This window comes from Mesorhizobium sp. M1334, from assembly GCF_040317995.1.
Taxonomy (GTDB): domain Bacteria; phylum Pseudomonadota; class Alphaproteobacteria; order Rhizobiales; family Rhizobiaceae; genus Mesorhizobium.
Genome location: NZ_JAMYLM010000008.1, coordinates 20,005 through 31,950, shown reverse-complemented (window position 1 = coordinate 31,950; position 11,946 = coordinate 20,005). Strand labels below are relative to the sequence as shown.

Genomic DNA, 11,946 nt, shown 5'->3' with positions numbered 1-11,946 from the left:
ATGTGCGGCATCGCCGGAATTGTGTCGCTGAGCGGCGCCGCGGCTCCCCCTTCCCGGGATGCGCTGATGCGCATGGTGGGCGCGCTGGCGCATCGCGGCCCGGACGAGCGTGGCCTCTACCGGGACAGACGTGCGGGATTGGCACATGCCCGCCTATCCGTCATCGATCTCGCGAGCGGCCAGCAGCCACTCGCCGGCGCGGGCGACACGATGTGGATCGTCTTCAACGGCGAAATCTTCAATTACGTCGAGCTGCGACAAGACCTGGCCGCGCTCGGCTATCGCTTCCGCACACGCAGCGACACCGAGGTCATCGTCCATGCCTATCATGCCTGGGGCGAGGCCGCCTTCGAGCGAATGAATGGGCAGTGGGCAGTCGCCATCTGGGACTCCGTGGCTGGTCGTCTCGTCTTGTCGCGGGATCGGTTCGGCATCTGCCCGCTGCACTTTTGCGAGCATGGCGGACGGCTTTACTTCGCCAGCGAGGTGAAGGCCATTTTCGCGGCCGATGCGGACATACCCCGCGCGTTCGATCCAGCCGGCATCGATCAGACTTTTACTCTTTGGACTGTCGCGCCGCCACAAGGCGTGTTTGGAGGAGTAAGCGAACTCACGCCTGGGCATGTCCGCATTTATGACCGCGGCGTCGTTCGCGAGCGGGCTTTTTGGAAGCCTGCCTATCCAGAGGTTGACGGGCCTGGCGATGATGAATTCAGCGGCTCGCTTGATGACGCGGTGGAGGAAGTGCGCAGCGCCCTGGAGACCGCGACGGCGCTCAGGATAGTACGCGCCGACGTGCCGGTTGGCTGCTATTTGTCCGGCGGGCTCGACAGCTCACTGGTCGCCACGCTGGGGAGACGCTTCGCGGGCGAGCGCTTCCAGACTTTCTCGCTGCGTTTTGCCGACGCCGAATATGATGAGACGCATTTCCAGCGCCTGGTTGCCGGCGTGGCCGGCAGCGACCATCATGAGGTGGTTGTTTCGCGCAGCGATATCGCTGGCATCTTCCCTGAGGTGATCTACCATGCCGAGCGGCCAATCCTAAGAACCGCGCCGGCGCCGCTGTTCCTGCTCTCGAGACTGGTGCGCCAGCATGGCATCAAGGTCGTGCTGACCGGCGAAGGGGCCGACGAAATGTTCGCCGGCTACGATTTGTTCCGCGAAGGCAAGGTCCGCCGCTTCTGGGGACGCCAGCCCGCCTCGAAGCGACGCTCCCGTTTGCTGGAGCGCCTCTATCCCTATCTCAGCCGCTCGCCGGTACAGCAGCAAGCGATGGCACGCCAGTTCTTCGGGCGCGACATCCATGCCTGTGATGCGCCTGGTTTTGCGCATGGCACGCGCTGGCGTACCACAAGCGCCATCAAGCGGCTGTTTTCGCCAGACATGCGCGCCCAAACGGAGCGCCATAACGCCGTGTCCGAGCTGCTTGCCCGCCTGCCGCCGGAGTTTTCGCGATGGGGCTCTCTTGCGCAGGACCAGTATATCGAGATCCAGACGCTGATGTCGGGCTACCTGCTGTCCTCACAAGGGGACAGGATGCTCATGGCTCATTCCGTCGAAGGGCGCTTCCCGTTCCTCGACCATGACCTCGTGAGGCTCGCGAATTCGCTTCCGGCCGCCTATAAGCTGCGCGTGCTCGACGAAAAGCATGTGCTGAAACGTTTGGCGCAACCGATCGTGCCGTCGGAAATCGTCACCCGCAAGAAACAGCCTTACCGGGCCCCCAACGCGCTTTGCTTCGTCGCAGATGGCGCTCCGGCCTACATTCGCGAAGCACTTTCGGAGGCGGCGCTGCGCGAAGCGAACGTCTTCGATCCCAAATCCGTGACCCGGCTCCTGAGCAAGTGCCAAGCCAGCGCCGGCGGCGGCGACCTGTCCAACTCCGACAATATGGCGCTGGTCGGAGTGCTGTCGACGCAGCTTCTCCATCGGCAATTTATCGCGAGCCGTCCAAGTGGGGCTCGCACGCTCAAGCTCAGCATCGATATCGACCGCGAGCATCGTGAAGAGGTGCTCGCATGATGCATGGCGCCGTACCCCTCCTGCACGACTATCTCACCAACTCTGCCAGCCGGCTCGGCGCCAAGGTGGCCCTGGTGTGCGGCAATCAACGTGTCACCTATGGCGATCTCGACATGCGCTCGAACGCCATAGCGCACCATTTGACCGAGGCTGGAATTGCGCGTGGCGATCGAGTGGTGATCTTCGCCGACAACACTGTCGAGGCCGTCGTCGCTTTCTGGGCGGTGCTCAAGGCCAACGCCGTGGTGTGCATCGTCAATCCACTCACCAAAAGCGACAAGCTCGATTATTTGCTCAACGATTGCCGCCCGACGGCACTGATCACCGACAAACACCTGCACTCGATTTTCAGGGATCCGGCGCGGAATTGCCCATCGTTGCGCCGCATGATCGTCTCCGGGCCGATCGAACGCAACGACCTGCAAGAACTTCCGCATGCTGTGCGCTGGGATACTGCGGTCGCGGCAGCCCGCAGCACGCCGCCCGCGCGCCGCTGCATCGACATCGATCTCGCTGCGATCATTTATACGTCCGGCTCGACGGGCGAGCCCAAGGGCGTGATGCTGACGCATCGAAACATGATCGCCGCATGCGCCTCGATTTCCTCGTACCTGGCGCTTGCCGAAGACGAGGTGATCCTCAATGTCCTGCCGCTCGCCTTCGACTACGGTCTTTACCAGATGATCATGGCGTTCGGCGCGGGCGCCCGGCTGGTGCTTGAGCGCTCGTTCGCCTTCCCGGCGCAGATCCTTGGGCTGATCAAGCAAGAAAGGGTGACGGGCTTTCCCGGCGTACCGACCATCTTTGCCGCACTCGGGGAGCTCAAGTCTCTGAGGGATCAGGATTTTTCGAGCATTCGCTATGTCACCAACACTGCGGCCGCCCTGCCGCTCAAGCACATTCTCCTGCTGCAGGAGCTGTTTTCTGGCGCCCGTATCTATTCGATGTACGGCCTTACCGAATGCAAGCGCTGCACCTACCTGCCGCCGGACGATCTGGAGCGAAAGCCGTTGAGCGTCGGCATCGCCATCCCCAACACGGAAATGTGGATTGTCGACGAGCATGACAGGCGGGTCGGACCCGGCGTCGTTGGTCAGCTCGTCATCCGCGGAGCGACGGTGATGAAGGGCTATTGGGGCAAGCCGGAGGCGACAGCCAGAAAGCTCAAACCCGGACCGCTGCCGGGTGAGCAGGTCCTGTACACCGGCGACTACTGCCGGATGGACGCCGAGGGCTATCTCTACTTTGTCGGTCGCGGCGACGAGATCATAAAATCGCGCGGAGAGAAGATAGCGCCGAAGGAGGTGGAAAACGCGTTGATGAACATTGCCGGCGTACGGGAAGCCGCGGTCATCGGCGTTCCGGACGAGCTGCTCGGGCAAGCAGTGAAGGCGTTTGTCGTGATGGAGCAGGGAAGCATGCTCGGCGAAAAGCAGTTGCAGAAAGAGTGCCAGAGACGGCTGGAAAACTTCATGGTTCCGAAGTCCATCGTCATCGTACCCAGTCTGCCGATGACCGACACGGGCAAACTCAAAAAAACGGCCCTGTCATGAGTCGGCACCAAAGCGAAGTTGATCAGCATTCATCTTTTGTACCGGAGGCGAAATCAATGTTATCTACCAAGGATAGAACCGATACCTTCAGTGAACAAATTCGCGCTTTCCTGGCCTCGAATTTCTATATAGCCGATCCGGACAGTCTGGAGAGCGACACCTCGCTTCTCGACCAGGGCATCGTGGACTCGACGGGGGTGCTCGAGGTTATCGGCTTCATCGAGGAGACCTTCGGCATCACGGTCGAAGACAGCGAGCTGCTGCCCGAGAACCTCGATTCCATCCAGGGAATTGCGCGATACGTTATGCGCAAGAGAAACTGATTGCCGAAAGCCCGCAGCTCTGTTTCAAATCCCCGGCTGTTTTAAGCCGCGACAGCGCGTCTGAAGCCTGCCGCGACTGTGGCGCTTATGCCTGCGCCTTTGTATGTGCCACAACCACCCGGCCCTCGCCGGCTGGATTGGTGACTGCCCGGATACTCTCATAGACCTTGGAACGCTCGAGCAAACTCATGACCTGCCGGTCCTGGCCAAGGCCGACCTCGAAAAGCAGGATGCCTCCGCGCCGCAAATAACGCGGCGCCTCCTTCAGCACCCGCATGTGGATGCTCAGGCCGTAGGGGCCGGCTGCGAATGCTTCACGCGGCTCGAGTTCGACCAGGTGCGAACGGTCGCCCTCGAGCCGTTTTTCCGAAATGTAGGGCGGGTTGCAAACGACCACATCGATCGTGCCGTCAAGCTCCAGGCCGGAGAAGGCGCTGAACAAGTCGCCCTGAAGCACCGTTACCCGCTCCTCCAAATCAAGATGGATGACGTTGCGGCGCGCGACCTGCACGCATCCGTCGGTAAGATCGCTTGCCCACACGCGCGCGGTGGGGGCGTGGTGCGCGATGGCGCACGCCAGATTGCCCGCCCCACAGCACATGTCGACAACGCGAGGTACCGGCAAGTTCAGTTGGCTCAGAACATCGAGAGCGGCGTTGCCGAGCAGTTCCGTTTCCGGTCGAGGAACAAGCGCACCGGGCGAGACGAGCAGCTGCAGTCCCATGAAGGTGCTGCGGCCCCTGCCATAGGCATCGGCGACATTGATCTCTTCGCTCACGACACTCACCTCCCGTTTTACCCGGCGTTGGTGGCCGACAATGGCGCACCGATAAAGTGTATCTTAAAACCGCTTAACTCTCGATCGACAAAATCAAAACCCAATCCCGCCTCAGACGCTTTGAAGCCCTGATGCTACAAAGATGACCATAAGCTTCTGCGCCGTGTCATGATTAGGAATATCTCCTTACTCGAGCCGGTTATCCCCAGGCTGGCGAGCCAGTTGCCGAATTCTCAGCCTGGCGTCACGATTTTGCTACATTTTAATCAAAGAAGGCACATATGTAAGCAATTCGTAATGTTCCAGCAGCGGGGCGGAGCTGCTGCTTCCCGGAAGGTTAAAGTTTGTCCCTCATCGAAAGAATCGACGAGATTGCGCGGCAATTTCGCGTCAACGAGCGCGCATCATGAAGTCGACCAAAGAGCGCTCGCTCGATCTACGCTCCGCAATGTTTGGCTGTGTGCACGGCCTCGTCGGCGTAGGCGTTTTCTCCGCATTGATAAATATCCTCGCCTTGACCGGCTCCGTCTACATGCTCCAGGTCTACGACCGCGTGCTGCCTTCGCAGAGCGTGCCGACTCTTATCGGATTTACCGTCGGGATGCTGGGACTTTACGCGGCCTATGGGCTCCTCGATTTCGTGAGGCTTCGCCTGTTGGTCCGCATCGGCAGCCGCCTGCATAAAAATCTGCAGCAAAAGGCGTTTGCAGCCTCGCTTTCCCTGCCCCTCGTCGCCGGGCCGGATGCGAACCGGATACACCCGCTTCGTGATCTGGACCAGCTACGTGGCTTTCTTTCCGGGCTGGGGCCGACGGTCTTATTCGATGCTCCCTGGATACCATTTTATATGGTGGTCATCTATCTGCTGCACCCCGCCCTTGGCGTGCTGGCAACGCTCGGTGCATGCGCCGTTGTTTTTTTGACGGTGGTTGCCGAGATCATCGGCCGCAAACCTGCGGCTCGTGCATCTGAAACACTCGTCGCGCAGCGGCTGCTGGCGGATTCCGGCCGCCGCAATGCAGAGGTCGTTCAGGCGATGGGCCTGTCTGCTCCGCTTAGCCGGCGCTGGAACGAGGTCAGTCATCTTTATCTGAAGAACCAGGAACGGCTTTCGGACGTCGTCGGCGCAGCGAGCTCACTGTCGAAGACGCTCCGAATGGCCTTGCAATCATGTGTGCTGGGGCTTGGTGCCTACCTTGTGATCGGGGGCGAGGCCTCGCCCGGCGTGATCATTGCATCGTCCATTTTGCTGGGCCGCTCACTGGCGCCGGTCGATGTGGCCATCGCAAACTGGAGAGGGTTTCTGGCAACCCGCAAGAGCTATTCCGAGCTGGCGGCAGCGCTGGATGCCTTTGCTAGCCAGCAAGAGACAATGGAACTGCCGCGCCCAAAGGCGGAGCTTGCGGTCGAAGATTTGACTGTCGCGCCACCAAGCCTGCAGAAGCCAACCATCTTCAATGTAAGCTTCCGCTTGGCAAGAGGCGCAGGGCTCGCGGTCGTCGGCCCGAGCGGCTCCGGCAAGACCACGCTCGTGCGCGCTTTGGTCGGGGCGTGGAAGCCGCTTCGTGGCACGGTAAGATTGGACGGCGCCTCGCTCGATCAGTGGAACTCAGAACTGCTCGGCATTCATATTGGCTACCTGCCACAGGACGTTGAGCTGTTCGACGGGACGATCGCCGATAACATTTCGAGGTTCGGCGGCAAAAGCGACGCAAAAGGCGTGCTGGCAGCTGCCAAGGCTGCGGGCGTGGACAAGATGATCATGCGTCTTCCGCAGGGTTTTCAAACACGCATCGGAGAAGGCGGCGCGGCCCTTTCGGCTGGGCAGAGGCAGCTCGTCGGGCTTGCCAGGGCACTTTACGGCGATCCCTTCCTCGTCGTTCTTGACGAACCAAATTCCAATCTGGACGCAGACGGCGATGCTGCTTTGGCCGGCGCAATCCTGGCTGTGCGTCAGCGCGGCGGTATCGTGATCGTCGTTGCGCATCGCCCCTCCGCTCTCGTCAACATCGATCAGGTACTCGTCCTGTCGAACGGGATGCTCCATTCGTTCGGCTCGCGCGAAGACGTTCTGGCAAATGTGGTCCGGCCCTTCCCGCGTCCGGACAAGCCAAACATTGTCGTTCCGCTGCAGCACGGTGCAAGCGGGCATGCGTGAGGTATTGCTTAGTGTCTAACGTGACCATGTCGTCATATGCTGCGGTTGGCGGCGAAGGCCAGCCGACCGGGGCGAAGCCGGAGTCGGATGGCATTCGAGCCAATCTACCCTGGGGTAATCTGGTCCGGGGCCTGGCAACAAATTGTCGTTCCGCCGCGCAAAGGTGCGGACGAGCATATGCGAGGTATCGCTCCACTGTTACCGTGTCGTCATACGTCGCCGCCGGCGGTGAGAGCCGTTCGTTGGGGACGAAGCCAGAGCCGGATGGAATCCGGGCCAATCTGCTCCTGGGCCTGGCAACCAGCTTGCTGTTGGTCTTTGGCGGAGGGCTCTGGTTGGGATTGACCAAGATTGCCGGCGCGGTGATTGCGCCTGCGACTGTGGTGGTCGAAAGCAACATAAAAAAAGTGCAGCATCAAACCGGCGGCACCATCGGCGGAATCTTCGCGCAGGACGGCGATCATGTGAAGGCCGGCGACGTGTTGGTCAGGCTGGACAACACCTTGACCCGAGCAAACCTGCAGATAATCACCGAGGACCTCAATCGCGCCACCATTCGTCTGGCCCGACTGGAGGCCGAGCGCCAGGGTCTGCCGGAAATGCAGATCCCGCCCGACCTTCGCGCTCAAATGGGTGACCCGCAAGTGGCGGCACTTGTCAGTGGCGAGCGTGCCTTGTTTGAAAGCCGTGCTGCGGCGCTGGCTGGCCAGAAAGCCCAATTGCAAAGCCGCTCGAAGCAGCTGGAACGTCAGATCGATGGCCTCAAATCGCAGCAGTCTGCGACGGACGAGTCTCTGGATCTGCTGACCAAGAACCTTGCAGATGTCGAATCTCTCTATGCAAAGAAGTTGGTGTCCAAGGAGAGGTTGAGCAATGTCAGCCTGGAGAAGACCCGGACTCGCGGCGAATCGGGACGCCTTGTCGCGGCGATAGCGGAGGTACAGGCTCACATCAGTGAAACGGACCTGCAGGTGCTTCAGCTCGACGAACAAATGCGGAGCGACGTGACCAACGAACTTCGCGAAACGGAAGCCAAGCAGACCGAACTCAGTGAGCGCAAGGTGGTGGCCGAAGACGAACTCAGCAGGACAGACATTCGTGCCCCGCAGTCGGGCACGGTACAAGAATCCTCGGTCCACACCGTCGGAGGCGTAATTGGCGCCGGAGAGGTGCTCATGATGATTGTGCCCGATTCCGACAACCTTGTTGTCGACGCTTCCATTCCTCCGTCGCGTATCGATGAGATTCATCCCGGACAGCAGGTGTCGATCCGCTTTCCGGCGTTCGACGCCGGCACCACACCTGCTTGCGAAGGCTCGGTCAAGCGCGTCTCAGCGGATCTGATCAAGGATCAGCAACGCCAGCTTTCCTATTTTTCGGCTCGCATCGACGTCGAGAATGAAGCGACCTGCCTGACTGGAGAGAAAATACTCAAACCCGGCATGCCCGCCGAAGTCCACATAAGAACCGACGAGCGCAGTGTCTGGTCCTACTTGATGAAGCCTCTTACCGACCAGTTCTCCAGGGCCTTCAGGCAGTAAGGGGCTGCCACACTCTCAACCGGCAGCCCGGCGGGTTCATCGGGTCGCCGCGTTTTCGAGAGCGCTGCTGAACCTGACCTCGATCGTGTCTCCCGGCATGACCTCGGTGTCTTCTTGGACAAGCTGTTTCCGCCATTCTTCGCCGAGCTTGCGAACGATCGTGACCTCGGCCTGGATCCTTTCGCCGGCAACCGGCAACGGCAGGGCGGCCGCTCCCGTGGGCTGCAACTTCTGGCTGGCGGCGCGAAGTCTTGCGCTGACGTCGGCAAGGCGCACGTTGGTATCCTTCAGCTCGGTCAGCAGACCGATCCTTCTTTGGTTGTCATTGCGTTCGCGCTGTCTGGCAAAATCGTCCTGCTGACGTCGTGCTCTCATAAGTTCAACCGAGGTTTCGAGTGCCCGGCTGGAAGAGAGTACCAAAGCGCGCCGGACGTCGGCGAGCCGGGTATTGGTTAGATTTCCCGACTCAAACGCTTTCCTTACGCGCGCCAGTTCGTCTTCGTCCGCCTTCACCCCATCCGCTTCGGCCCGCTCGCGCTCGAGCAAGGTCTCGGTTTGCGCTGCAGCATCCTTGCCACTTTTATCGAGAAAGCTCTGCTCTTTCTGGAAATTGTCCAACGAGAGCTTCAGCCCTTCTGCTTCGGCCTGCGCGATCGCCGACGCAAAACCTGCCGACAAGGGCGACCCTTGTGGTGGCTGCATGTCGAAAGTCGACTTACCCTGAAGTTCGGCGCGGAGACGGGCGCTGTGAAAATAGTCTCTCGTGTATTCCCCCCAAAGCGACTCATAATCGCGCCGCAGATCCACCGGATCGGGGCCAACCTGGTTTGCCCGGGACCGCAAAAGGCTGAAGCCACCTGACACGGCAATCGCCTGCCGCACGGTCATCAGCGGGCGATAGGCCTGCTGTCCGGGAGTGAGCACGTCGCCAGTCACATAGATCGGCCTGTACTCTGCAACCACGGCGGTCACGTCTGTCGGCTTGATGACGATCATTTGCTCCCGCCCGTCAGGCAGCCGCTGGTGGAATATCTTGGTTGGCAAGATCGTCTGCATGCGTGTCTGCAGTTCGGCCGGAGTCAGGCCGCCAACCGAAACCATCCCGACTTCGGGAAGCGCGATCGTGCCGTCCATCTGGACCACCGCACGTTGCGTTCGCTCAGAGATGGAGGCAATTCCTATCTCGACGGTATCGCCGGCGGAAAGTCGATAAGGAACCCGTGCTTCCGCCGCAGCGGCCGTTTCCATCGCGGCTAGCATGCCGAGCACGACAAGAAGGATTCGATTAACGAGGACCATTGGCGGCAATCTCCTTCTGGTTCGACCGCGACTCTTCCGGCCAATCGAGACGGGTGATGAATTCGTAGACTGGCCCGCCAGGCACGCCCCAGTTGCTCGACCAGATCACCTGTGAGCCGTCGGGGGACGGCGAGGCATGGGTTTCGCTCCAATAGTCGGACGGGACGTTGTGGGTTTGCGTGACTCGTCGAACCTCACCGCTGCCGTCGAGGCGCAGCGCGATCACCTCTCGCGCATATGGCGCCCAGTCGCGATTGGCAGATATCTCATCGGGATTGCCGCCATAGCTCACGAACACCCAGCCGCTCCTGTCCAGTGCCCGCGCGGACGCATGCTCCGCTTCGCCAAATTTCATAAGCGAGGTGACCTTCCCGTCAATCAGTCTCCTTTTGATGACGTGATATTTGTCAGGGTCGGATTTGCTGATGCCCACGAAAACTTCGCTACCGTCATCATCGACCGTCATATCGCCATGGCCGGGCCGATGATGGTCCGTCCACCTCTGCCGCAACGTCCCGTCGACGGAGAAAATAGCTCGCTGTTCTGTGTCTTCGTTCACGTTCTGAAAGCACAGGATGTTCGCTCCCAGCGGGGAGATCGAGCAGGCGCTGACCGTTCCGGCAAGCTGGGCAAGATCGATGTCAGGAAATTTCCGGCGCTGCTTGAGATCATAGGCAAAGGCAACCATCGCACCATCCCCACGGATCGCGCGCACTGCTATGCGATCGCCGTCGCGGCTAGGATTGCCTTTGGACGGACCGAACTGAAGATCATGGTAATTCGGCGACACGAACAGCACGTCTTCGCGATTGGTCCGTGGCGCCCAGGTCGAAATTTTCCGGTCCTGAACGCAAATCATCAGATCGGGATTTTGCGGATGCCATTCGCATTCAGCCGATCGAGCGCGACGGAAAAGCGGGACATAGGTGTGCCCGTCGAAAAAGCACATGCCATTGCAGCCGTTGGTGATGACGAGGAGGCTCTGGTCTGAATTCCACGCCTGGGAGCTGGAATAACGGTGGCTGCAAAATTTCTTCTCGCATACGACGCCGTTGCCAAGAGCGCCAGGCTTGGTGATGCGCATGAAAACTGTCCCGAAGGCTGGATCCGTCGCGGGTTGGAGATAATCGGGCAGATCCATCATCACTGGCGCGACAAACTGTGTCGGCGCGCTGTCTTGCCGGCCGCTGGCCGTGGACAAACCCAACGACAAGGCAGCCGCAATCAACAGCGGAGCCAACCCACGCGGGCGAAAGGTCATGTCATGTAGCCCATTTCGTGTCGCACCCGGCCTTCGCTGAGGCGCCCTTGCCACCATCCGATGGTCCGCTCCAAGCCTTCGCGCAGGCTGGTCTGGGCGCGCCATCCAGTCTTGCTTTCGAGGAGCGAAGAATCGGCCAGCAAGGCACGCACCTCGGAATTCTGCGGCCGCAGCCGGCGCTCGTCGCGGTGAATTGGTTTCTTGCAGCCACTCAACTCGATCACCAGATCCAATATGTCCGAGATCGTCACAGCGCGCTGGCTTCCGGCATTGTAGGCATGGCCAAATTCGAGCTCGGCCGAACCTGCGGTCAAAAACGCCGCCGCAGTGTCTTCCACGAAAGTAAGGTCGCGGATCGGGCTTGTGTCTCCCACCATGATCGCAGGGCATTTTTTATCGAGAGCCTGACGTATGATGGTCGGTACGATGGCCCGCTCACTTTGGCGTGGGCCGTACGTATTGAAGGGCCGCATGATAACCACGGGAATGTCGAACGATCTGGCGTAGGACTCCGCCATCATGTCCGCACCGATCTTGGATGCCGAATACGGTGACTGTCCCTGCAATGGGTGGGACTCGCTGATAGGCATTGTCAGCGCGGTGCCATAAACCTCGCTTGTCGAGGTGTGCACCACACGCTCTGTCTCCCATTGGCGCGCCGCTTCGAGGACGTTGACCGTGCCCAGGATGTTGGTTTCCACATAGGACTGGGCGGCGGCATACGAATACGGGATAGCGATCAGTGCGGCGAGATGAAACACGACCGCCTGGCCGCGCACGATCCGATTAACGAACGCGCTGTCGCGAACATCGCCGCGGATGAGGTTCAACTGGCTTCGTATAGTGTCCGGTAAATCGTCCAGCCAGCCGTGGCTGTCGAAGGAATTGTAGAGAGCCACCGCGGTGACGTCGGCACCGCTACGGACGAGCGCCTCGGTGAGATGCGAACCGATGAACCCATCGGCACCCGTAACCAGAACTTTCCTGCCCTTGTATGCCATGACCCAAGCG

The 11,946-nt window shown here is 60.3% G+C and carries 9 protein-coding genes; 5 read left to right on the top strand and 4 right to left on the bottom strand.

Annotated elements, in window-relative coordinates; all coding sequences use genetic code 11:
• The 3 genes from asnB to NKH17_RS16385 are packed head-to-tail and all read left to right on the top strand — an operon-like array spanning position 1 to position 3,898.
• Positions 1-2,022 (top strand): asparagine synthase (glutamine-hydrolyzing), encoded by a 2,022-nt coding sequence (gene asnB / locus NKH17_RS16395; RefSeq protein ID WP_352803658.1) that lies wholly within the window; start codon positions 1-3, stop codon positions 2,020-2,022.
• Positions 2,019-3,575, top strand: a complete 1,557-nt coding sequence (locus NKH17_RS16390) for a class I adenylate-forming enzyme family protein (RefSeq protein WP_352651107.1) — start codon at positions 2,019-2,021, stop codon at positions 3,573-3,575. Before asnB ends, NKH17_RS16390 begins: the two co-directional genes overlap by 4 nt.
• Before the next feature lie 56 nt (positions 3,576-3,631).
• Positions 3,632-3,898 carry an acyl carrier protein gene (locus tag NKH17_RS16385; RefSeq protein WP_254819389.1) on the top strand — a complete coding sequence of 89 codons (267 nt, stop codon included), beginning with the start codon at positions 3,632-3,634 and terminating at the stop codon, positions 3,896-3,898.
• Positions 3,899-3,983: 85 nt separating this feature from the next.
• Here NKH17_RS16385 and NKH17_RS16380 read toward each other — a convergent pair whose 3' ends face one another.
• A complete protein-coding gene (locus NKH17_RS16380) occupies positions 3,984-4,676 on the bottom strand; it encodes a N5-glutamine methyltransferase family protein (RefSeq protein ID WP_352803661.1) in 693 nt (230 codons plus the stop codon).
• Between the two features lie 406 nt (positions 4,677-5,082).
• Between NKH17_RS16380 and NKH17_RS16375 the strand changes: the two genes are divergently transcribed.
• Both NKH17_RS16375 and NKH17_RS16370 read left to right on the top strand, forming a co-directional pair.
• Positions 5,083-6,834, top strand: a complete 1,752-nt coding sequence (locus NKH17_RS16375) for a type I secretion system permease/ATPase (RefSeq protein WP_352480481.1) — start codon at positions 5,083-5,085, stop codon at positions 6,832-6,834.
• 242 nt (positions 6,835-7,076) lie between these two features.
• Complete coding sequence (locus NKH17_RS16370; RefSeq protein ID WP_352480480.1) at positions 7,077-8,375, top strand: HlyD family type I secretion periplasmic adaptor subunit; 1,299 nt, start codon at positions 7,077-7,079, stop codon at positions 8,373-8,375.
• Between the two features lie 36 nt (positions 8,376-8,411).
• Here the strand turns inward: NKH17_RS16370 and NKH17_RS16365 are convergent, their stop codons facing one another.
• The 3 genes from NKH17_RS16365 to NKH17_RS16355 are packed head-to-tail and all read right to left on the bottom strand — an operon-like array spanning position 8,412 to position 11,936.
• On the bottom strand, positions 8,412-9,674 hold the full coding sequence (locus NKH17_RS16365; RefSeq protein WP_352480479.1) for a polysaccharide biosynthesis/export family protein: 1,263 nt from the start codon (positions 9,672-9,674) through the stop codon (positions 8,412-8,414).
• On the bottom strand, positions 9,661-10,935 hold the full coding sequence (locus tag NKH17_RS16360; protein ID WP_352480478.1) for a hypothetical protein: 1,275 nt from the start codon (positions 10,933-10,935) through the stop codon (positions 9,661-9,663). The genes NKH17_RS16365 and NKH17_RS16360 overlap by 14 nt, the downstream gene beginning before the upstream one ends.
• Positions 10,932-11,936 carry an SDR family NAD(P)-dependent oxidoreductase gene (locus NKH17_RS16355; RefSeq protein ID WP_352480477.1) on the bottom strand — a complete coding sequence of 335 codons (1,005 nt, stop codon included), beginning with the start codon at positions 11,934-11,936 and terminating at the stop codon, positions 10,932-10,934. Before NKH17_RS16355 ends, NKH17_RS16360 begins: the two co-directional genes overlap by 4 nt.
• Between the last annotated feature and the right edge of the window lie 10 nt (positions 11,937-11,946).

What these genes read in the sequence shown, in the direction of transcription:
- NKH17_RS16390 (WP_352651107.1), top strand. Translation starts at nt 2,019, where the DNA reads ATGATGCATGGCGCCGTACCCCTCCTGCACGACTATCTCACCAACTCT.
- NKH17_RS16355 (WP_352480477.1), bottom strand. Translation starts at nt 11,936, where the DNA reads ATGGCATACAAGGGCAGGAAAGTTCTGGTTACGGGTGCCGATGGGTTC.
- asnB (WP_352803658.1), top strand. Translation starts at nt 1, where the DNA reads ATGTGCGGCATCGCCGGAATTGTGTCGCTGAGCGGCGCCGCGGCTCCC.
- NKH17_RS16385 (WP_254819389.1), top strand. Translation starts at nt 3,632, where the DNA reads ATGTTATCTACCAAGGATAGAACCGATACCTTCAGTGAACAAATTCGC.
- NKH17_RS16375 (WP_352480481.1), top strand. Translation starts at nt 5,083, where the DNA reads ATGAAGTCGACCAAAGAGCGCTCGCTCGATCTACGCTCCGCAATGTTT.
- NKH17_RS16360 (WP_352480478.1), bottom strand. Translation starts at nt 10,935, where the DNA reads ATGACCTTTCGCCCGCGTGGGTTGGCTCCGCTGTTGATTGCGGCTGCC.
- NKH17_RS16365 (WP_352480479.1), bottom strand. Translation starts at nt 9,674, where the DNA reads ATGGTCCTCGTTAATCGAATCCTTCTTGTCGTGCTCGGCATGCTAGCC.